Annotated in this window: 21 protein-coding genes; 5 read left to right on the forward strand and 16 right to left on the reverse strand. The window is 40.0% G+C overall.

What is annotated here, in order from left to right; genetic code table 11:
* Nucleotides 1-43: 43 nt before the first annotated feature.
* Complete coding sequence (recU, locus tag AX662_RS08735; RefSeq protein ID WP_002886506.1) at nt 44-640, forward strand: Holliday junction resolvase RecU; 597 nt, start codon at nt 44-46, stop codon at nt 638-640.
* The gene (pbp1a, locus tag AX662_RS08740) at nt 640-2,931 is read left to right on the forward strand and encodes a penicillin-binding protein PBP1A (protein WP_060972200.1); all 2,292 of its coding nucleotides are present in this window, start codon (nt 640-642) and stop codon (nt 2,929-2,931) included. The genes recU and pbp1a overlap by 1 nt, the downstream gene beginning before the upstream one ends.
* A gap of 103 nt (nt 2,932-3,034) precedes the next feature.
* Here the strand turns inward: pbp1a and pepC are convergent, their stop codons facing one another.
* From pepC to AX662_RS08800, 12 genes are all read right to left on the reverse strand, one after another.
* Entirely contained in the window at nt 3,035-4,372 is a 1,338-nt protein-coding gene (gene pepC, locus AX662_RS08745; protein ID WP_049553989.1) for an aminopeptidase C, read from the reverse strand.
* Between the two features lie 101 nt (nt 4,373-4,473).
* Nucleotides 4,474-4,917 (reverse strand): DUF805 domain-containing protein, encoded by a 444-nt coding sequence (locus AX662_RS08750; RefSeq protein WP_049545109.1) that lies wholly within the window; start codon nt 4,915-4,917, stop codon nt 4,474-4,476.
* A gap of 15 nt (nt 4,918-4,932) precedes the next feature.
* Nucleotides 4,933-5,754: an ammonia-dependent NAD(+) synthetase gene (nadE, locus tag AX662_RS08755; RefSeq protein WP_060972201.1), complete on the reverse strand. Its 822-nt coding sequence runs from the start codon at nt 5,752-5,754 to the stop codon at nt 4,933-4,935.
* An 11-nt stretch (nt 5,755-5,765) separates the two neighbouring features.
* Nucleotides 5,766-7,220 (reverse strand): nicotinate phosphoribosyltransferase, encoded by a 1,455-nt coding sequence (locus tag AX662_RS08760; protein ID WP_060972202.1) that lies wholly within the window; start codon nt 7,218-7,220, stop codon nt 5,766-5,768.
* Between the two features lie 185 nt (nt 7,221-7,405).
* Entirely contained in the window at nt 7,406-8,707 is a 1,302-nt protein-coding gene (locus tag AX662_RS08765; protein WP_082757404.1) for an ABC transporter permease, read from the reverse strand.
* Complete coding sequence (locus AX662_RS08770) at nt 8,676-9,359, reverse strand: ABC transporter ATP-binding protein (protein WP_021143517.1); 684 nt, start codon at nt 9,357-9,359, stop codon at nt 8,676-8,678. Before AX662_RS08770 ends, AX662_RS08765 begins: the two co-directional genes overlap by 32 nt.
* Nucleotides 9,360-9,570: 211 nt before the next feature.
* Nucleotides 9,571-10,281: a MerR family transcriptional regulator gene (locus tag AX662_RS08775; protein WP_060972203.1), complete on the reverse strand. Its 711-nt coding sequence runs from the start codon at nt 10,279-10,281 to the stop codon at nt 9,571-9,573.
* An 89-nt stretch (nt 10,282-10,370) separates the two neighbouring features.
* The gene (locus tag AX662_RS08780; RefSeq protein WP_014633849.1) at nt 10,371-10,796 is read right to left on the reverse strand and encodes a DUF3021 domain-containing protein; all 426 of its coding nucleotides are present in this window, start codon (nt 10,794-10,796) and stop codon (nt 10,371-10,373) included.
* Between the two features lie 9 nt (nt 10,797-10,805).
* The gene (locus AX662_RS08785; RefSeq protein WP_002886486.1) at nt 10,806-11,261 is read right to left on the reverse strand and encodes a LytTR family DNA-binding domain-containing protein; all 456 of its coding nucleotides are present in this window, start codon (nt 11,259-11,261) and stop codon (nt 10,806-10,808) included.
* Nucleotides 11,262-11,279: 18 nt separating this feature from the next.
* Nucleotides 11,280-12,122, reverse strand: coding sequence for an ABC transporter permease (locus AX662_RS08790; RefSeq protein WP_060972204.1), 843 nt, complete (start codon nt 12,120-12,122; stop codon nt 11,280-11,282).
* The gene (locus AX662_RS08795; protein WP_060972205.1) at nt 12,122-12,988 is read right to left on the reverse strand and encodes an ABC transporter ATP-binding protein; all 867 of its coding nucleotides are present in this window, start codon (nt 12,986-12,988) and stop codon (nt 12,122-12,124) included. The genes AX662_RS08790 and AX662_RS08795 overlap by 1 nt, the downstream gene beginning before the upstream one ends.
* A gap of 124 nt (nt 12,989-13,112) precedes the next feature.
* Nucleotides 13,113-13,430, reverse strand: coding sequence for a winged helix-turn-helix transcriptional regulator (locus tag AX662_RS08800; protein ID WP_060972206.1), 318 nt, complete (start codon nt 13,428-13,430; stop codon nt 13,113-13,115).
* 87 nt (nt 13,431-13,517) lie between these two features.
* Here AX662_RS08800 and AX662_RS08805 point away from each other — a divergent pair, with 87 nt between their 5' ends.
* Nucleotides 13,518-13,832: a YciI family protein gene (locus AX662_RS08805; protein WP_060972207.1), complete on the forward strand. Its 315-nt coding sequence runs from the start codon at nt 13,518-13,520 to the stop codon at nt 13,830-13,832.
* Between the two features lie 84 nt (nt 13,833-13,916).
* Here the strand turns inward: AX662_RS08805 and AX662_RS08810 are convergent, their stop codons facing one another.
* From AX662_RS08810 to leuS, 4 genes are all read right to left on the reverse strand, one after another.
* Nucleotides 13,917-14,330, reverse strand: coding sequence for a YjdF family protein (locus AX662_RS08810; protein ID WP_060972208.1), 414 nt, complete (start codon nt 14,328-14,330; stop codon nt 13,917-13,919).
* Nucleotides 14,331-14,471: 141 nt separating this feature from the next.
* A complete protein-coding gene (locus AX662_RS10785; RefSeq protein ID WP_060972209.1) occupies nt 14,472-15,704 on the reverse strand; it encodes an acyl-CoA thioesterase/bile acid-CoA:amino acid N-acyltransferase family protein in 1,233 nt (410 codons plus the stop codon).
* A 57-nt stretch (nt 15,705-15,761) separates the two neighbouring features.
* Entirely contained in the window at nt 15,762-16,217 is a 456-nt protein-coding gene (locus tag AX662_RS08820; RefSeq protein WP_045771710.1) for a MarR family winged helix-turn-helix transcriptional regulator, read from the reverse strand.
* Nucleotides 16,218-16,316: 99 nt separating this feature from the next.
* On the reverse strand, nt 16,317-18,818 hold the full coding sequence (gene leuS / locus AX662_RS08825) for a leucine--tRNA ligase (protein WP_060972210.1): 2,502 nt from the start codon (nt 18,816-18,818) through the stop codon (nt 16,317-16,319).
* A 193-nt stretch (nt 18,819-19,011) separates the two neighbouring features.
* On the opposite strand from leuS, the gene AX662_RS08830 reads away from it, so the two are divergent.
* Together AX662_RS08830 and AX662_RS08835 are read left to right on the forward strand one after the other, a co-directional pair.
* A complete protein-coding gene (locus tag AX662_RS08830; protein ID WP_060972211.1) occupies nt 19,012-19,779 on the forward strand; it encodes a DeoR/GlpR family DNA-binding transcription regulator in 768 nt (255 codons plus the stop codon).
* The gene (locus AX662_RS08835; protein WP_060972212.1) at nt 19,772-20,581 is read left to right on the forward strand and encodes a Cof-type HAD-IIB family hydrolase; all 810 of its coding nucleotides are present in this window, start codon (nt 19,772-19,774) and stop codon (nt 20,579-20,581) included. Before AX662_RS08830 ends, AX662_RS08835 begins: the two co-directional genes overlap by 8 nt.
* The last annotated feature ends 18 nt before the right edge of the window (nt 20,582-20,599 follow it).

Here is a 20,599-nt window from a genome sequence, read left to right on the forward strand (position 1 = left end):
GAAATAGTCTTTATGCATATCTTATAAAGAAGAAGGGAAAGAAATGGTAAACTATCCCCATCAGATATCTCGTAAGATAGCACAAGTACGTCCTAAAAAATCAAATAGAGTTGACTTTGCCAATCGGGGGATGAGCTTTGAATCTGCTATTAACGCGACTAATGATTACTATTTGTCGCGTGGTTTAGCCGTTATTCATAAAAAACCTACCCCTGTTCAAATTGTCAAAGTCGATTATCCCAAACGCTCACGGGCAAAGATTGTAGAAGCTTACTTTAGACAAGCTTCTACTACCGACTACTCCGGCGTTTACAAAGGATACTACATTGATTTTGAAGCCAAAGAGACACGACAAAAGACATCCATGCCTATGAAAAACTTTCATGCGCATCAAATTGAGCACATGTCTCAGGTCATCAGTCAAGATGGGATCTGCTTCGTGCTACTTCACTTCTCGACGCTTAAGGAAACCTACCTTCTGCCTGCCAAAGACTTAATCGCTTTTTATCAGATTGATAAAGGGACGAAATCAATGCCTCTTGATTATATCAAAAAAAGAGGCTATGCAATTGCAGAAGCAGCTTATCCTCAAGTTCCTTACTTAGAAATCATTGAAAAATTATTAGGTGGTAACACATAATGGCTAAATTTAATTTCAGCAACTTTAAAGAATCACTTAACGGTTTGACTAAACGTGCTAAAAACATCAAGGTCAAGCGTTCAGATTCTTCTCGCTATGGCAAAGGAAAACGCTCTGCCGCTTCAGACCAAAGTTTGGGCTGGCGTATTGCAAAATACGGATTTATTGGACTGCTTACTTTCTTTGTAGTCTGTGTCATCGCTGGTGGTAGCCTCTTTGCCTACTATGTTAGCAGTGTTCCTAAACTTACCGAGAACAAACTGCAATCAACAAACTCAAGTAAGATTTACGACGCTAATGGTAGTCTTGTTGCCGACTTGGGAGCTGAGAAACGTGAGAGTGCATCAACAGATGAAATTCCAACAACTCTAGTTAATGCCATCACCTCTATCGAGGATAAACGTTTCTTCACTCACCGTGGGATTGACGTCTACCGTATCATGGGGGCAGCTGTTAACAACCTTCGTCGTAGCAGCACCCAAGGGGGGTCTACGCTCGACCAACAGTTGATTAAGTTGGCTTACTTCTCAACTAACACTTCTGACCAAACCCTTAAACGTAAGTCACAAGAAATCTGGTTGTCACTCCAAATGGAGCGTCAATTCACTAAACAAGAAATCTTGACCTTCTATATTAATAAGGTTTATATGGGTAATGGTTACTACGGTATGAAGACTGCAGCTAAATCTTACTTTGGTAAGGACTTGAGCGACCTCTCTGTTGCCCAAGCAGCTCTTCTTGCTGGTATTCCACAAGCACCAACACAATATGACCCTTATGCTAATCCAGATGCTGCCAAAGAACGTCGTAACACTGTTCTTGACGAAATGTATGAAGACAAGAATATTTCTAAAGAAGAGTACGAGCAAGCTAAAGCAACTGATGTATCAGATGGCCTTCTTCCACTTACGAAGAAAGCTAGCTATGAGCCATACTTAGATAACTACATCAAACAAGTTATTGAACAGGTATCTACCGATGCCAACGCTGATATTTACTCAGCAGGTCTCGACGTCTACACTAACCTTAATCCAGATATTCAAAAATATATCTGGAACGTCTATAATACTAACGACTACGTATACTATCCAAACGATAGTCTCCAAGTTGCTTCTACTATTATTGATGTTACTAATGGTCGTGTCGTTGCCCAATTGGGCTCACGTCACCAAGACGAAAACATCGCACTTGGTACCAACCAAGCTGTTCAAACAGACCGTGACTGGGGTTCTACAATGAAACCAATCACTGACTATGCTCCTGCTATTGAAAAAGGTGTTTATACAAACACTGGTACGACTGTTTACGATAATCCTTACAATTTCCCAGGTTCTTCAACACCAGTTTACAACTGGGACCGTAAGTATTACGGAAGCATTTCATTAACTTATGCACTTCAACAATCACGTAACGTTACAGCCGTTAAAGCTCTCCAAGCTGCCGGTTTGGAATATGCTCAATCCTTCTTGAAGGATTTGGGTATCGAGTATCCAGAAATGTACTACTCAAATGCCATCTCATCTTCAACATCATCATCAGATTCTAAGTATGGTGCATCAAGTGAGAAGATGGCCGCAGCTTATGCAGCCTTTGCAAATGGTGGTACTTACTATAAACCATCTTACATTAAATCAATCAAATTTGAAGATGGTTCAACTAAATCATTTGATTCTAAAGGTGTCGAAGCCATGTCACCGCAAACAGCCTACATGATGTCAAGTATGTTGAAACAAGTATTGACAGGTGGTACAGCAACTGAAGCTTATGTTCCTGGTACAATCAATGCTGGTAAGACTGGTACATCTAACTACGGTGACGATGAGTACTATAAAGTACAAAAAGAAAGTGGTGTCTATGCTGACCTTATGGTTCCGGATGAAACTTTCGTTGGTTACAATACTAAGTATGCAATGGCGATTTGGACAGGTTACAAAAACCGTAAAACACCACTTTATGGTTCAGACCTTGATATCGCTAAACAAATCTACGGTGTAACAAGTAGCTACCTTAACCAGATGTATGGTGCGGGTTCTGAAGATTTTGAAATGCCTAGTGGTGTTTATAACAATGGTAGTTATGTCTTCCTTACTGGTTCTTCAACATCAAATGTCTACACAGGATCACTAGGAACATCTAGCTCATCATCAAGTTCGGACTCCAGCCAAAGCAGTGACTCATCAAGTTCACAAGATAGTCAACAGTATGGACCTGATGCTTCAACAAATCCATCGACATCGGCCTCTAACGGCTCTGAACATTCAAATTCAAACACTACTACAGCAGAAGAATAAGAAATAAAAAGGGTTATCCGATTGGATAACTCTTTTTTTACCGATAAATTTTAAAGAAACTATAAAAAACACTGGAAAATTTCCAGTGTTTTCATGTATTATCTTATTTTGAAGCAAGGGCTCCCATTGGGTCCCAAGGGGCAAGTACTTGTGGCTCTGCTTCATAGGCTGCTAATTCTTCAGCTGTAAGGAAGTCTTTGCGGACAACGATTTGATAAGTGTATTCATCCATCCAGGCATCAGAAGCGACAAAGTAACCTTTTTGTCCAACCTTGTCTCCCCAAGAGTTTTCAACCTTCCATTTAACAGGTTTGCCATCGGCATCCAAATCAACCCCAGTCAATACCATGGCATGAGTCATGAGAGATTCACTGTAGTCCAAACGTCCTGCCTTATCTTGAGTCAAGTTAATATCCATGCTAGCTGTAAAGTCATAAACATTAGTTGCAAGAATACCTTTTTGACGGTCTGAAACTTGACCAACATCTGAACCAAACCAAACAGTTTCTCCAGACTTCATCTGTGCAATAGCAAGCTCTTTGAAACGGTCCATTGGGAGGTTGATATAACGAACACTTGGTGCACCTACAACATTACCCAACATCTCAACAGTATAAGATTTTCCGTAAGGTTTATCAGCTGTTGGAGCGTTGATAACTGACACATAGTCACTGAGTTTGAGACCCACATATTTTTCAAAGAATGCTTGTGGTGTGATATTTTTCTCAGATTGATAGTTGTCATCCTTATCTCGGTAGGCAAAATCAAACTGACGTGGTGGTAAACCAAGAGTCATAGCAAGATAATTGAAAATTTCTTGAAGAAGTTCTTCCTTCTTGGCCTGAACAGCAGCTTGATCAGCACCTCCAGCAATCAAATCACGCAAGATTTGAGCATCTTGACGAAGAAGCTTATTGAGGTATTGATTAAGCTCACGACTATTGCTTGAAGCTACAGATTCTGGATAAACTGATTTTGGTACAACACCGTATTTTTCAAAAAGTGATACGACCATATCCCATTGTCCACCATCTTGTTGAGGGGTATCCAAAAGGAATTTAACCTTACGACTGCCAATCTCTTGATCTGCTGTAGCAATGATTTGTTCCAAGAACCAGTTTGATTTTTCATACTTGTCCCAGAAGAAAGTGTGAGCTTGAGAAAGTTCGAAACTTTCCAATTTAAAGTCTGAGATTAATTTGTGACGGAAAGTATTTAGTGCCGCAAACATCCAACAACGTCCTGAAGCTTTCTGGTTAGACACCTCATCTTTAGTCAAATCAATTGAGAAAACATGGTCGTTTTCAACTTCTGATTGACGTGTTTCGATGGATTTGAGCAAGCCATTGTGAGTTACAGCATTTTCGATAGCACTGTATTTGGCATTGGCCTCATAGTCTGCAAATAGTTTATCTGTGAAATCTGTTGATAGTGAAGTCATAAGATTCCTCCTTTTAAGCCTTATTCTTCTCTATTTTATCACTAATTTCTGAAAATTCAATTTAAAAATAACCCTAGGTTAAACCTAGGGGTACGACAATCTTATTCAACTTTATCAAACTGCGTTTCAGGTGCTAGTTTCGTTGGTTGACAAGACATGATAAGGAGGACAATGCTTCCAATCAATGAGAAGATAGCCAAGATTGGTACAAGCCCTATATAACTTAGAAGTACCCAAGCCGGATGAAAGCCTGCATCTCTTAAACGACGGATTTGTAGAGACAATTGAGGGATAAGTTCAATTAAGCTAAAAAGCATTAGTGGCCAAGCATAGGTAATAATTATTTTTTGCAGTTCAGTCTGATTATTCAACAGAGCTGGATCACTAAGGTCAACATTACTGAAGAAAGGAATAAGAACACAAAAAACAGTAAGAATAGTGATAATAATGACATTAACCAAGTAAGCCCACCAGTAGTCTGGACGAGTCGAACGTCCGCTAAAGTCAAAGGCACGTTTCCAAAAATCAATATAAGCTTTGATCATAATTCATTTCTCCTCTTATTTCCAAAACTCATCAAAAATAGTGATTGGCAAGTGACGTTTGTGTTGACCTTTACGCCACCAAGTCTCAATAGTTTCCTGAGCTTTGGCTGAGACTTCCTTACCTTCAAGGTAGTCATCAATTTCACGATAGGTCACGCCAAGTGCCACTTCATCAGCAATTCCTGGTTTGTCCTCTTCCAAGTCCGCTGTTGGCACTTTTTCATAAAGGGCCTTGTCCGCACCAAGTTCTGCAAGCAGAGCTGCTCCTTGACGCTTATTTAGACGAAAGAGCGGCAAAATATCCGCACCACCATCGCCAAATTTTGTGAAGAAGCCAGTAAGATTTTCAGCAGCATGGTCCGTACCAATGACTGCACCACTATTTTCACCAGCAACCGCGTATTGGGTAATCATACGTTGACGGGCCTTAATATTTCCCTTGTTAAAGTCAGAAACGGTTACGCCTGCCTTGGCAAGTTCAGCAACCTGACCATCAACAGCTTCCTTAATGTTAACCGCAAGACTCACATCTGGCTTGATAAAAGCAAGGGCATGTTGGGCATCATCCTCGTCTGCCTGCACTCCATAAGGCAAGCGAATGGCAATAAACTGATAGTCTTTCCCTGTCTCTGCACGAAGCTCTTCAACGGCAAGTTGGGCTAGACGGCCAGCTAAGGTAGAATCTTGACCTCCGGAAATCCCTAAAACATAAGACTTAAGGAAAGGATGTTTGAGCATATAAGCCTTCAAAAAATCAACAGATTTTCGAATTTCTTCTTTTGGATCAATGTTAGGTGTCACCCCTAGTTGAGCAATAATAGTTTCTTGCAAAGTCATAATTTCTCCTTTTACTCTGACAAGTCATGGGCTTTCTTACGGACATTATCAATCAAGGTCATCTTGTTATCCCAAACATCTTTAGCCAAGTCAACTGGATAATCTTGAGGGTTAAGCACGCGCTTGTACTCATTCCAAAGTTCATCCAATTCCTTAGTCGCATAAGCCTTGATTTCATCAAGACTTGGTAACTCATAGATTAGTTGCCCCTTGTCGTAGATTGGGACCAAGAGTGGCACTGCATCAAAATCACGAACAGTCTTATTAATGTAGGTGTATGTTGGGTGGAACATATTAATTTCTTCTAGAGCATTAACATCCGTGTCTGCGAAAGTGATATAGTCACCTTCTGATTTGCCCTTAGCACGACTCGTAATACGCCACACTTGCTTCTTACCTGGTGTCGATACCTTCTCAGCATTGTTGGACAACTTGATAGTATCATGCATGACTCCTTGATCATCTTCCATTGAGACAATCTTGTAGACAGCACCCAAGGCTGGTTGATCATAGGCAGTGATAAGCTTAGTACCCACTCCCCAGACATCAATCTTGGCCTTCTGCATCTTCAAGTTGAGGATAGTATTTTCATCTAGGTCGTTTGAAGCATAGATCTTAGCATCAGGGAAACCGGCTGCATCCAGTTGCTTACGGACCTGCTTCGATAGATAAGCCAAGTCACCTGAATCAAGACGAACACCCAAGAAATTAATCTTATCACCGAGCTCTTTAGCGACACGGATAGCATTCGGTACACCAATCTTAAGGGTGTCATAGGTATCTACAAGGAATACACAGTCCTTATGAGTAGATGCATAGGCTTTAAAGGCATCATAATCGTTACCATAAGCTTGAACAAGAGCATGGGCATGTGTACCAGAAACTGGGATGCCAAAAATCTTACCGGCACGTACATTTGACGTTGCATCAGCACCACCAATCACGGCTGCACGCGTTCCCCAGATTGCTGCATCCATCTCTTGTGCACGACGTGTCCCAAATTCTAACAGAGGAGCATCCTCAATGACAGAACGAATACGAGCTGCCTTAGTAGCAATCAGAATCTGGTAATTGAGGATATTTAGCAAGGCAGTCTCTACTAGCTGACACTGAGCCAAGGGACCTTCCACTTGGAAAATCGGTTCATTAGCAAATACCAAATCACCCTCAAGGGCCGAATTGATAGTCAACTCGAGTTTTAGGTTGGCTAGATAGTCCAGAAAATCCTCAGGATAACCTAAATCTTTTAGATAAGCAATATCAGTTTCTGAGAAGGTCAGATTTTCAAGATAGTTGACAATACGCTCCAGACCTGCGAATACAGCAAAGCCATTTTTAAACGGAAGTTGACGGAAATAAACTTCGAAAACGGCCTTTTTATTGTGAATACCTTGGTTAAAGTAAACCTGCATCATATTGATTTGATACAAGTCAGTGTGCAAGGTTAAACTGTCATCTTTATACATGGAATTCCTCCTATCGAATAGGTACTTCTTTTTTTGTTATTAATAGCCTGTATATGCTGACTATTATAGCATTTTTGAGCAATTGTCTCCACTTTTCAGAAAGTTAATTATTGTTTGGATTTTCTGAATTTTCTAATGCTTGTTTTAACAAAAAAAGAGTAGCCTAGGGAGACTACTCTTCATTTCTATTCATATCTTAGGGACTCGACAGGATCCATTTTACTGATTTTACGGGCTGGAAGGTAGGCTGACACATAGCCCATCAAGAGTGAGAAGCCAAACATGATGAGAATTGAGGGCAGATTTAGGTCAAACACCTTGCTGACACTTGGGTAGAGATGTGAAACAATCATGTTGGCCAAGCTTCCAATTCCCTGCGATACAAGGAGGGCAAGAGCTAGTGAGATACCCGTAATCCAAAGTGCCTCATAAACAAAGATAGCTTTCACGTCACGATTAAGGTAACCGACGGCCTTCATAACACCAATCTCTTTTGAGCGTTGCATGATGTTAATATAGATGATAATTCCAATCATGACAGCTGAAACTAGGATAGCTTGTGACGAAAGGATAATCAAGAGGGCCTGAATCACACGGATGAATTTAATAATGACATCTAGAATAGCCTGCTGTGAAAGAACCAGATACTTCTTGTTTTTCTGCAATTTTTTAGTGACTTCCTTAGTCTTGGCTGGATCTTTGAGCTCCAAAAGCATGTAAGAGACTGTTTTGGTAAAGCCATTTTCTTTGAGCAATTCTTCCAATTGTTTAGCTGGCATATAGCTATTGCTCTCTTCAGCATCCTCGCTGTCATCAACAATACGGACAATCTTAGTCTTGATATCCGCTACTTTAGTTCCCTCAGCAGTATTTTCAACAATCTGAGCTGAAATTTCTTTACCGATAAAGTCTTTAGCCTTGAGCTTCTTCCCTGTTTCTTGGTTGTAGCGTTTGACAAAACTCATCGGAAGGGTTAAGCCATTTTCATCTTCAGATTTAAAAGGTTTCCCAGCTGAAATTTTATCCTTATCATTGCGAGATGTAGAGATTTTTGTGTTCTTGTAAAGACTGATAACCTGAGAATAGTTAGGAAGGTCCTTACTGAAATCCATGGTCTTGCCATCAAGGGTAAGACTTGCCATATTCATTCCAAAGGGACTCTCCAAATACTTAATGTCATCACTCTTAATCTGATTACGAATAAACTTCTCATCATCCGCATTTAGAACCCCTCTGGCTGCTGATTTAGCACTAAGACTGATCTGAATTTGGGATGGAATGTTGCCACCATCGGTACTGTCATTAATCATACCAACAATAGCATTTCCCAAACCAAAGGAAATTAGGACACCGATAAAACCAATGGAAGTTGCCGTCGCAATCAAAAGATTACGCCACTTACGTTCCATAAAGTTGTTCAATGACAATTTGAGCTTGTTCTTGAGGGTCAACCCCTTATTTTTCGATTGTTTCAACGACTTCACCATCCTTCATTTTAATGACAACATCCGCATAATCCGCCACTTCAGGGTTATGGGTTACGATAATCACAGTTTTACCTGCCTCGGCTAGCTCTTTAAAAATGTCGAGAACATTTTCCTGAGACTGAGAATCAAGAGAACCTGTCGGTTCATCAGCCACAATCATTTCTGGATTATTGACTAGGGCACGGGCAATGGCCACACGTTGTTTTTGCCCACCAGAAAGCTGCTTAACATTTTTCTTGATAAAGTCTCCGATTCCAAGACGGCTAAGCTCCCTTTCCGCAATCTCGGCCATCTCTTTATCAGTCATATTTTTAACGTAAAGAGGCATCTTGACATTTTCAAGGACTGATTGATGAGAGATAAGATTGAAATTTTGAAAGACGAAGCCAATGTGAGCCTTTCTAAAATAGGTCAAGTCACGCTCTGAAAAATCTCTCATGTTTTGATTTTTGAAATAAAGATTTCCTTGATACTGACTATCCAAGCCACTAATAATACTAAGCAGACTGGTCTTACCACAGCCAGATGGACCGTAGATAGCAGTAATCTTTCCTGGTGCAATCTCAAGTGTAACATCGTTCAAAGCGCGCTCTTGGTTCGTACCGTCGAGATTATAGTACTTTGAGATGTGGTCGATGGTTAAAATGGACATGATTTCCTCCGTAAATTTGATTTAAGTTAGAATTTAATTAGTTTATATCTGATTATCTGCAAGAAAATTTCAAGCAAAATAGCAGAAACAGTTAACTAATCGCCTTCTAAAACGATACATTAATTATAAGCATTAAATGATTATAAAAATAGTGACATAAATGTCACTATGGCATGAAAAAAGCCAAAGTCCCTAAGACTTTGGCTTTAGTTTATTGACAATAAATACGAATAGCTTCTGCGAGAAAAGTGGCAGTCCCTGCTCCTCCAACTTTATCAATAAAACTAGAAAAGCGATTATCTGTTTGATACATCTGACCGAGACCAGCTAATACCGTTTGGTCACATGGATAAAAATGCTGACTAATATAGTCATGTAACACCTTTACTTGCTCCTGAACACTATTGTCACCAGGATTAGACTCCTTGAGCTGTCCAAAGGTAGACATGATTGCAGTCATCTCTTTGGTAACTTCAGGGAAGGACTCCTCTCCCTTAGCCGCAAAAGCTTGATAAGCTTCTGTCTGGCCCCATCTAGCCTGAGCTTCTTCCTGAAAGGCTTCTACAGCTTTTTGATCAAATGCTTCAAATGACATTTCTTCTTCCTCCATTTGTAAGGCCTTGGCATGAGCTATGACGGCTTCCAACCGGGACTTTTTCAGCTCTAAGAGCTTAATCTGATCCCTAAGCGCTTGAACTTTGTCATAACCTGGTTGACCTACGATTTCCTTAATTTTTTTGAGAGGAAAGTCTAACTCACGGTAAAGCAATATTTCCTGCAAACGGACAACCGCATCGCGATTATAGTAACGGCAACCATTTTCAGCAACAACTGATGGTTTCAGCAAATCAATTTCGTCATAATAATGAAGGGTGCGCACACTGACACCTGATAGTTGGCTCACTTCTTTTACAGATTTCATTAGAACTCCTCTCTGATTAAGAGTATAGGCTATGACGTGGCGTGAGGGTCAAGAGGAAAAAGAGTATTTTTGAAGTTTACTATAATTTATTACTTTTCTTTCTTTTTCTGGCTTCGACGATGTAGTAAAGCTTGATTAATACGCTGTGTTCTCATATGCATTTGCCAAATGAGATAAAGCCAGATAATACTATAAACGGAAATGAAAACAATCCAGATAGCAGGGTTCGTTAAAGCCTCATACCAGCCTGATAGTAGGCAAGTCAGTGTAAGTACAATCGCCGTCAACAAGAAATGCAAGATTACTCTAAGTCTGTACGACATGCGGTCAAGCTCTTCCAAAATCCACGAGAGCATTCCCATCAAACCACTCATCATAAAGAGGGCTAAAATATTCCCAACACTAACTTTGGGATAGATAAGCTGCGGAAATAATTGACCAAGTAAAAGGAGTGCAAGGTAAAAGAACGATCCCGTTCTCACGCCGGATACAAAATAAGCAATTAAACGTTTCATTGGTTCCTCCTACACCCCTAAATAATCCATCAAGGATTTGACATATTTTCGGCTGACACTGGACTTCACTCCACCTGTCATTTTAGCCATCATATTGCCAGAAAAACTATCTGATAGGGACTCCAAATGGTCTATATTCATAACAGCATGACGTGATATCTGTAAAAAACTTCGACGATTGATGCGATGCTGAAAGTTTGTCAGTGTCTCTCTCATCGTATAGGTATTGTTTACGGTATAAATCGTTAACACATTCTTATCAATCTCAGCTAGGATAATGTCATCAATTTTTACCATAACCAAATGATCATCCGTTTTAATAGGAATCACCACTTGATTTACAACTGAAAATTGTTCGAGATAATCCATTACCTCTCGTGCTTGATCAGACAATCGCTCTGCTTGGATGACCACACAGGGATCCTTTGCCGAAATATCTGATTTTTCTTCAAAACGAAGTTTCATTCCTATTCCAACTCTCACTTATTTTTTCTGGCTAGTTCTTTTCACTAAAACAATCCAAAGAATACTTGCTAGAAGAATACCTCCTAACACTATAAGGTAAGTATTTTCCTTTGTCAACAAACCTTGCCACTTGAGCTGAATGCCCATTTTTTCTCGAAACTCTTGAAGAAGGTTATCTTGACCTTTAAAGGTCTCACTTAATGTTTCTTTCATGAGGACTTGCCGATAAAGTGCAGCAATATAAGTTGCTGGAGTACATTTCATTAGTAGTTGTGCAAAATCAGGTAGAACGCCCAAAGGTACATAAGTTCCTACCAAAAAACCAGAAGCTGTCCCCACTATGGTCGCAAACTTTCCAAGACTGTCTACGGATTGGAAAAAGTAAACAAAAATGGCATTCACTAAGCTAGAAAGCACGCTACTAAGCAGCATAATGAGGAGAAGTTCGGGTAGTATGGATAATTTTGGAACTTCTCTAAAATAGCCACACATCAGCACATACATAAGGACCTGCATGGCAAAAGAAATGATGATTGCACTCGCTAGATACGAAAATGGTAACCGCCACTTCCCTTGATTCGATAAATAAAGATCCTTATCTACTTGATGTTCACGGTCCTTTACCAACTGAGTTAGGGCAGCCAGACTCGTCGTAATCCCTGTCACAGCTAGCGTCCCACTCATCAACCAATTATTTAACAAAGGGCCACTATTGGGGAGCTGAGCCCAAGCATCTGTTAGATTTTTTTGAAGAAAAATAATATAAAGAATAAAGGAAATCAAGGCACCCAACAGAGAGAAGAAAACTCCTGAACGATTCCTGAAGTACAATAGAAAATTTCGCTTTAGTAAGGCTATCATTAGCGAACCTCCCTTCCTGTAAGTGCAATAAAGGCATCATCCATGGTCCCTGGACGAAACTCAAAATGGGCTATTCTATCTCCAACTTGCGCCAGGTAATCAATGGCTTGCCTTTCACTCTCAGGTTGAAAAACATACTCTAATGGTCCCTGTCGCTCCACTGACATTCCCGAAGTTTTAAGACTTTCTATCTGCTGCATCTCCTTGAAACGAATCTTCAAGATGTTTCTTGCATACTGGCTCTTAATATCTAATGCCGATCCCTGAGCGATCACTTTCCCATGGTCCACAATATAAATCTGATCAGCTTCATCTGCTTCGTCAAGATAATGCGTGGTCAGTACAACGGTCATCCCCTCTTCTCTCTGCAATTGATAGAGCAAATCCCAAATAGACTTCCGGGTTTGAATGTCTAAACCTGTCGTTGGTTCGTCTAAGAAAAGAATATCTGGTTGTGAGAGCAGGGCACGCGCAATGTCAACCCGACGCTTTTGGCCACCTGAAAGAGTCCCATATTTCTGTTTTTGGAAAGCTGATAGGCCTAGCCGATCAATAAGATCAGACACACGATCGGGTTTTAAGCCTTTATACTGTTTCGCACGAATGGTCAGATTTTCCCTAACCGTCAGCATCTCATCTAAAACACTGGTTTGGAAGACCACACCAATTTTAGTACCTGGTTCGTAGATGATTTCACCTTTCGTTGGCTGTTTCAAACCAATCAACATGGAAATCGTCGTTGATTTCCCCGCCCCATTTGGTCCTAGAATTGCATTGAAGGTCCCTCTTTTAAATTGTAATTGAATATTATCAACAGCAAGGTGGTTCCCATACCGTTTGCTTATGTTTTTAGCTTGTAATATCATGTTCTCTCTCCTTTTGATAGAACCAGTCTAGCAAAAAAGCCGTTTAAAAAACGGCTTTGGGGGATAAGTGGTCAAAATGAAGAGCTAAGTGGCGATACGGAAGAGATTAAAATGAGGAGAAAATTTATTGCAGCCATTCTTTTCCCCATTGATTCAAGTCCTTTAAAATCGGCATCAGTGACTTGCCTTTTTCTGTCAGCCCATATTCTGTATGGAGTGGCATAGTTTCAAAATCATATTTCTCAACCAATTGGTTCTCTATTAAAACATCTAGTCCACGTGTCAAACTGATAGTTGTAATCCCTTCAACTTCTCTTCTCAATTGATTGAAACGAACTTTCTTATGCTTGTTTATAACCCATAATATATTCATTCTCCATTTCCCACCAACCACATCTAAGACCCGAGACATACTGCAATTCCAGTTTTTATTTGTTAACATTTTTTCTCCTTACAAAAATGTGCCTACTATTCAATTTGTTTGTAGAGTATTATAATCTATTTATCATTCATTTTAAAGGAGTCACTTATGTTTATTGTAAATCTTACCTATATTAAGCCCCTTGATGCAGTTGAAAAATACTTAGAAAAACACATAGATTTTTTAAATCAGTATTATACAAAAGGTCTTTTTATTGCATCTGGAAGGAAAAATCCAAGAACCGGTGGTATCATTCTCGTGAGAGCTAAAAATAAAGAAGCTGTTCAAAAAATCATTACACACGATCCATTCTATCAAAATGAGATTGCTCAATATGAAATCATTGAATTTGAGGCAAGTAAGTATTGTCCAGAATTTGAAACTATCATCAGTAAAACTTTTGATGATAAGTCACTAGATTAGGAAATAGTTGAAATCTATTCTTCAATACTAGTAAAACAGCTCCTTTCTATTTAGAAAAGAGCTGTTTCTATAAAGAGAAACACATTAATGTCCTTTATGCTTGTCTCTTCGTTTTTGCTGTTTGCGTTCAAATTTCTCTTGTTTGAACAATTGTTTTTGGACACTAGATTGATGTTTTGAAATCTTTTTCCTTGCCTCATACTGCAACTGCAATAGTTCTTTCGACTTAGAAGAAACTTTCTGCTTTACTTGTTTCTTCACAGCTCGCTGTAATCGTTTAGGATTCTTGATTTTTACATGTTGCTTAACTATAGCTTCTGGACTAAAAGATAACTGAGTAAACTGAGTCTGTAAAATCTCTAGAATTTCATCATCTTTTGGCTCCTGACCAAATGTCACACGACAAACTTTATAAGTTTCTCGATACACTTGTTCGAACAAACCATGCCAAAAACCATCTTCAAAATAAACTGTCAATCCAATTGAAATTGTTTCCACGACAGCACCTCCTTAAATCTATCCCTAAGAATGGACAACCAAGGAGGAAGGTTACTGATAGGCTTGCCTACGTCTGGACTACCAACCAGAACTGTGTTTTTATCTTAGTTGGGACTATTATAGCATATTTATAATCTTATGTTATCGCTTCTTCAAATGCCTATCAAAAAAATGAATTGTAGCCAACCAAGAATCCTTACTCTCTTTCATCAGTAAACGCCAATCTTTTCGATAGCGATGATTGGGTTGATAAGCCACTGTCAACATGTGACCTGTTTCATGATATTTTTTAAATGTAATGTGGTGTCCTTTATAATGTGAGACAATATCATCAATTGCTGACGAGGCATCCCATATTTCATCAACAGTACTTCCGAGCAGTAAGATTGGTGAATACATTTGACCAATATCTATCCTAGCAGAGCAATCTTTAGGGAAGGATTTTTTTAAAAGTTTGCTGAACAGATAATCTCTAAGTCGAAACTTTTGATAAGGAAGTTCTTTTTGCAAATGCGTCCAAGAAGAAGTATGAGAGTTCCATTTTCCTTTTATCCCTTCATATACCACATCAGAGGGTGAATTTAGTACCAAACATTGAACGTCATTAAAAATGCTCTCCTCAGCTAAAACTAACTCTGCTCCCTTAGAACGTCCATAGAGTCCAATTTTTTCACTATCTACTTGAGGATGCTGACGTAGATAATACTTTGCTTCCACAAGGCACTCTAAAGGAATACGTTCCAAATGTTTTGGCAACCCCTCTAAACCAAAGTAGGCAACTGCTAGGCAAATATAACCTCTAGAAGATAAAAGCTGAGCTATATTCTGTGCCTTTTCAATCCTTCCTTCACTACCGCTCACAATAATCAATGCTGGTGCTTTCATTGCCTTTTTATCATAAAAGAGTCTCCCTTGAAAATGTTTCCCGTAAATATCTTGATGACTAATTTGCGAACTCATGTAATGTCTTGTGAAAGTTCTCTCTGCGACGACAGTATTACCTTGTATAATTTTGATTTCCACAAAAAAGTGATCTAATAAGGGAATTTTAGAAAGAGAGTTTGGAAGTTTCTTTTTCCTATTGGTCAAAGGTTTGGCATTAAAGAATAACCCCATTGTTGCAATATCTTCATAAGAGCCAGAACAAGATGGAGTTTGTGAAATATCAATAATACCATTCTTATCTGATACAAAAGTCGCTGCTGATTTCCATAAAACATCATGAGCTAAAAGCATGGGAGCATTGATACAATAATAATCGGATAGAAACATTTCGACTCGATATATTTCTCTTGGTTTTAAGCCATCGATGACAATATTAAAAGATTCGTCTGCTAAATCAGACTCTGAGATCAGTTCAATTTTTATATTCATATCTTCCTCTTTTTTGTTAATACAATTAACAATATAGTTTTAAAATTACCGTGATTTTTACCACGGTAATTCTTGCCATACCTTTTCAACATCATCCATCAATTTCATAACCATTTGAAGATCCTCCTCACTATAGTTTCTTAAAACTGAAAAAATGGCTGTCTCAATATGTTCTTGCTGCTCTTTATGGATATTAAAAACGTCAACCCCTTTTTGGGATAATATCAGATATTTATTTTTTTCATTATCTGGTGCAAATTCAAAAGAAACGAGATCTTTCTTGGTTAAACGTCTAACACTCTGAGTAATGGCACTCCTAGAGACTTCAAGTAACTCAGATAATTTCACTAAATTCACAGGCTGATTCCGACCTATTAGGTCAATCAAATGGACTTCATTAATAGTGATTGATTTATCAATACTGTTCCGATGTTGATCTTTTTTCAACTGTTCAAATGCTAAAACAAAACTGTTAAAACGATTATTAAACTTATGCAGTTCTTTCTTATTCATAGTGTCCCTCTTTTTGTTAACAACATTAACAAAACTACTATTTCTTGTCAAGCTGAGCCTAAAAAAATCCTCCAGAGCTAAGCTCCAAAGGATTTATTTTTATTTTACAACAATATTAACGAGTTTATTAGGTACCGCAATCACTTTCACGATTTCCTTGCCATCAATCTCTGCTTTGACTTTTTCATTAGCAAGAGCGACTTCTTGCAACTCTTCACGTGAAAGGTCTTTAGCAACCATGAGTTTGGCACGGACTTTACCTTTGATTTGAACGACGATTTCGATTTCGTCTTCAACCAATTTGCTTTCATCCCATGTTGGCCAAGCTACATAAGAGATAGACTCACCTGTTTCTGCGACTGTTTGCCAGAGTTCTTCCGCCAAGTGAGGCGCAAATGGGGCAATCAATTGGATAAAGCCTTTGGCGTAATCCACATAGAGTTTATCTTCCTTATTGGCAGCATTAACAAAGACCATGAGCTGAGCAATGGCTGTGTTGAATTTCATAGACTCGATTTGCTCAGTAACAGATTTAACAGTTTCGTTATAAACCTTGTCAAGAGCGCCATTGTTTTCCGCAACAATCTCTTTACTTGTAATCAAACGGTAAACACGGTCTAGGAATTTACGGCTTCCTTCCAAACCTTCTTCAGACCAAGCGATTGAAGCATCGAGTGGTCCCATGAACATTTCATAGACACGAAGGGTATCAGCACCGTATTGTTCCACCACATCGTCTGGGTTGACAACGTTCTTGAGGGATTTAGACATCTTGGCTGGTGCTTGCTCCAACTCTTCCCCTGTTTCCACATGGAAGAAGGAACCGTCACGTTTTTCAACCTTGTCAGTTGCCACAAGAGCTCCACGGTGATCACGGTAACTTGTTCCCAAGATCATTCCTTGGTTGAAGAGTTTTTGGAATGGCTCCTTAGTAGGTACAACACCAAGGTCATAGAGGAATTTGTGCCAGAAACGAGCGTAAAGCAAGTGGAGTACGGCGTGTTCAGCACCACCCACATAAATATCGACTGGCAACCATTGTTTGAGAAGGTCCTCGTCAGCCAATTTCTCTGTGTTGTGTGGATCGATATAGCGGAGGTAGTACCAGCTTGAACCTGCCCATTGTGGCATCGTATTCGTCTCACGACGACCTTTGACACCATCCTCACGAGTCACTTCAAGCCAGTCTGTCAAGTTAGCCAATGGGCTTTCACCAGTACCTGAAGGGCGGATGTCCTTGGTTACTGGCAAGACAAGTGGGAGTTCACTTTCTGGAACAGCTGTCGAAGTACCATCTTCCCAATGAATAATTGGGATTGGTTCACCCCAGTAACGTTGACGGCTAAAGAGCCAGTCACGAAGACGGTAAGTGATCTTTTCTTGACCAAAGCCTTTTTCTTCCAACCAAGCCACGATTTTAGCAATCGCTTCTTCTTTGTTGAGACCGTTCAAGAAGTCAGAGTTGACGTGAAGGCCATCTTCTGTGTAAGCAGCCTCTTCAACGTTCCCACCTTCCAAGACTTCAACGATTGGAAGGTCAAACTGTTTTGCAAATTCCCAGTCACGCTCATCGTGGGCAGGTACAGCCATAACAGCACCTGTTCCGTAGCTAGCAAGAACATAGTCCGCAATCCAGATTGGGATTTCTTTCCCATTGACAGGGTTGACGGCATAAGCACCAGTCCAAACCCCTGTTTTTTCCTTAGCAAGGTCTGTACGAGCCAAGTCTGATTTAAGGCTGGCTTGGTGTTTGTAGTCAGCTACAGCCTCAGCTTGTTCAGGTGTTGTAATGGCATCTACCAAGTCATGCTCTGGCGCCAAAACAGTGAAGGTCGCACCAAAAAGAGTATCTGGACGAGTCGTAAAGACGGTGAATTCCTTGTCAGTACCTTTTACTTTGAAAGTGACATTGGCACCAGTTGATTTACCAATCCAGTTGCGTTGCATGTCCTTGATAGACTCTGGCCAGTCAAGGTCATCCAAGTCATTGAGCAAGCGCTCAGCATAGGCAGTGATTTTGAGCATCCATTGGCGCATTGGTTTGCGGACAACTGGATAGCCACCACGCTCAGATGTTCCATCTGGAAGAACTTCTTCGTTGGCGATAGCTGTTCCCAATTCTTCAACCCAGTTTACTGGCACTTCTGCTTCATAAGCCAAACCTTTTTCGTAAAGCTTGGTGAAGATCCATTGCGTCCACTTGTAGTAGTTCGGATCTGTAGTATTGACTTCACGGTCCCAGTCGTAAGAGAAGCCAAGCGCATTGATTTGGCGTTTGAAGTTGGCAATGTTTTCTGCTGTGAATTCCGCTGGGTCATTTCCTGTATCCATAGCGTATTGCTCTGCAGGCAAGCCAAAGGCATCCCATCCCATTGGGTGAAGGACATTGTAACCTTGCGCACGTTTGAAACGGCTAAGGATATCAGTCGCTGTGTAGCCTTCTGGGTGTCCTACGTGAAGACCCGCTCCAGATGGATAAGGGAACATGTCAAGCGCATAAAACTTAGGTTTTGAGGCATCTGTTCCTGTCTCAAAAGTGTGATTGTCAGCCCAGTATTTTTGCCACTTAGGCTCGATTTCTTTATGATTGTAAAAACTCATGGTTTCTCTCCAATATTCGTAATGCTTCTATTATAGCATTTTTGAAGGATTTTTAAAGATGATAAAGGAACTTTAAAAGGCAAATTCACCTAAGTCTATTTTGCATCTTTTTCATTCTTTTTAAGTTTTTTTGCGTTTTTGTGTTGCAAAAAAGCAAAAAGATGCTATACTAGTATCAGAAAGAAGGTGACACATGTATCAGGAACAACGATTAGAGAAAATATTAACACTCTTGGAAGAGCGAGGAAGCCTTTCTGTCAAGGAAATGGTTGACGCATTGGGTGTTTCCAAAGATACCGTCAGAAGAGATTTCGACTGCCTCAGCCAGAGGAATCTGGCTCAGCGTACCCATGGTGGCATTCTTCCAGTTAAAAATACCACTGTTCTTGGCTTCCAGGAACGTCAGAAAGGACTCACTGAAGACAAGAAAAAAATGGCAGACCTAGCGCTTAGCTTTGTCAAAGACCAATCTCTTCTCTTCTTCGATGTCTCTACCTTGATGCTTGAAGTTTCACAAAAATTGACTAAGAGCGTAACTGTCTACTCCCACTCTTTGGATAATGCCTTGGTCCTAAGTGGCAAAGAAGGAATCGACTTTCATCTCTTGGGAGGAAGATTTTACAGCAAAAACCGCTTCTACTATTCGCTTCACGAAACTCAGCTCTTGCAACATCTACAGTTTGACTTAGCCTTCTTCGGAGCGGCTAGTCTCAGTCAAGGAGTGGTCAGCTATGAAGATGAAGAAGACGTTGCTGTCAAACAACTGGCCATGCAAGCTGCTAGAACCAAGATTCTTATTGCTGAATCTGATAAATATGAAAAGCACTCCAAATATATCTTGAGCAAAATTGAAGACTTTGACTACTGGATTACAGATAAAGAACCTGATCCTGATTTGGTCGAGTCTCTTAAAGATAAAGTAACGATTTTATACGATGGAAAGGATAGCGATTATGAGTAATATTCGTTTGATTATCAGTGACATTGATGGCACTATTCTCACTAGTAACCACCAGGTGGATGAGCAACTGATTGAGGTAATGCCAGAGCTTGAAAAGGCAAATATTCCCTTTGTTTTAGCTTCTGCCCGTTCTCCACTAGGGATGCAACCAATTGCTCATAAACTGGGACTTCATGACAATCCCATCGCTTGCTACAACGGTGCCTTAGTACTTGAGGGGGATCGTACTATCATACAACACCCTGTGGATAAAGCTGAAATCCAAGAACTTCTTAACTACTTATCCACAGATTATCCAAGTGTCTCTGTGAATATCTACTCTGGCAAGGACTGGATCACCAACGAACTAGACAAATGGTCTCAGCTAGAAGGAAGTATTACGGGTGAATCTCCTATCATTAAGGAACTGCAAGACACGGTCTCAGACTCAGAACCACCTATCCACAAGCTATTGTTGATTGATGAGCCTGAAGTTATCCAGGACCTCCACCAAAAACTCCTAAGCATGGATTTTCCACAGACAGCCTTCTACTTATCTAAAGATAACTACCTTGAAGTCACTGCCAAACATGTTTCTAAAGAACATGCTCTCCTTGAGCTTGCCAAATATTATGACCTTCCTCTTGAACAAGTCATGACTATCGGAGATAACTTCAACGATAGTCCTATGCTAGCTCTAGCTGGCCTAGGAATTGCTATGGGCAATGCACCTGAAGGGGTTAAGGAAACTGCAAACTTAGTAACGGCTTCAAATGATGAGCATGGAGTCGCTCAAGCCATTACAGAACATGTCCTAAACTAAGCTAATATCTAATGGTGG

The sequence above is a fragment of the Streptococcus sp. CCH5-D3 genome, from assembly GCF_001556435.1.
GTDB lineage: Bacteria > Bacillota > Bacilli > Lactobacillales > Streptococcaceae > Streptococcus.

Excerpts from the sequence above, each read along its gene's own strand:
- recU (WP_002886506.1), top strand. The coding sequence starts at position 44 with ATGGTAAACTATCCCCATCAGATATCTCGTAAGATAGCACAAGTACGT.
- pbp1a (WP_060972200.1), top strand. The coding sequence starts at position 640 with ATGGCTAAATTTAATTTCAGCAACTTTAAAGAATCACTTAACGGTTTG.
- pepC (WP_049553989.1), bottom strand. The coding sequence starts at position 4,372 with ATGACTTCACTATCAACAGATTTCACAGATAAACTATTTGCAGACTAT.
- AX662_RS08750 (WP_049545109.1), bottom strand. The coding sequence starts at position 4,917 with ATGATCAAAGCTTATATTGATTTTTGGAAACGTGCCTTTGACTTTAGC.
- nadE (WP_060972201.1), bottom strand. The coding sequence starts at position 5,754 with ATGACTTTGCAAGAAACTATTATTGCTCAACTAGGGGTGACACCTAAC.
- AX662_RS08760 (WP_060972202.1), bottom strand. The coding sequence starts at position 7,220 with ATGTATAAAGATGACAGTTTAACCTTGCACACTGACTTGTATCAAATC.
- AX662_RS08765 (WP_082757404.1), bottom strand. The coding sequence starts at position 8,707 with ATGGTGAAGTCGTTGAAACAATCGAAAAATAAGGGGTTGACCCTCAAG.
- AX662_RS08770 (WP_021143517.1), bottom strand. The coding sequence starts at position 9,359 with ATGTCCATTTTAACCATCGACCACATCTCAAAGTACTATAATCTCGAC.
- AX662_RS08775 (WP_060972203.1), bottom strand. The coding sequence starts at position 10,281 with ATGAAATCTGTAAAAGAAGTGAGCCAACTATCAGGTGTCAGTGTGCGC.
- AX662_RS08780 (WP_014633849.1), bottom strand. The coding sequence starts at position 10,796 with ATGAAACGTTTAATTGCTTATTTTGTATCCGGCGTGAGAACGGGATCG.
- AX662_RS08785 (WP_002886486.1), bottom strand. The coding sequence starts at position 11,261 with ATGAAACTTCGTTTTGAAGAAAAATCAGATATTTCGGCAAAGGATCCC.
- AX662_RS08790 (WP_060972204.1), bottom strand. The coding sequence starts at position 12,122 with ATGATAGCCTTACTAAAGCGAAATTTTCTATTGTACTTCAGGAATCGT.
- AX662_RS08795 (WP_060972205.1), bottom strand. The coding sequence starts at position 12,988 with ATGATATTACAAGCTAAAAACATAAGCAAACGGTATGGGAACCACCTT.
- AX662_RS08800 (WP_060972206.1), bottom strand. The coding sequence starts at position 13,430 with ATGTTAACAAATAAAAACTGGAATTGCAGTATGTCTCGGGTCTTAGAT.
- AX662_RS08805 (WP_060972207.1), top strand. The coding sequence starts at position 13,518 with ATGTTTATTGTAAATCTTACCTATATTAAGCCCCTTGATGCAGTTGAA.
- AX662_RS10785 (WP_060972209.1), bottom strand. The coding sequence starts at position 15,704 with ATGAATATAAAAATTGAACTGATCTCAGAGTCTGATTTAGCAGACGAA.
- AX662_RS08820 (WP_045771710.1), bottom strand. The coding sequence starts at position 16,217 with ATGAATAAGAAAGAACTGCATAAGTTTAATAATCGTTTTAACAGTTTT.
- leuS (WP_060972210.1), bottom strand. The coding sequence starts at position 18,818 with ATGAGTTTTTACAATCATAAAGAAATCGAGCCTAAGTGGCAAAAATAC.
- AX662_RS08830 (WP_060972211.1), top strand. The coding sequence starts at position 19,012 with ATGTATCAGGAACAACGATTAGAGAAAATATTAACACTCTTGGAAGAG.
- AX662_RS08835 (WP_060972212.1), top strand. The coding sequence starts at position 19,772 with ATGAGTAATATTCGTTTGATTATCAGTGACATTGATGGCACTATTCTC.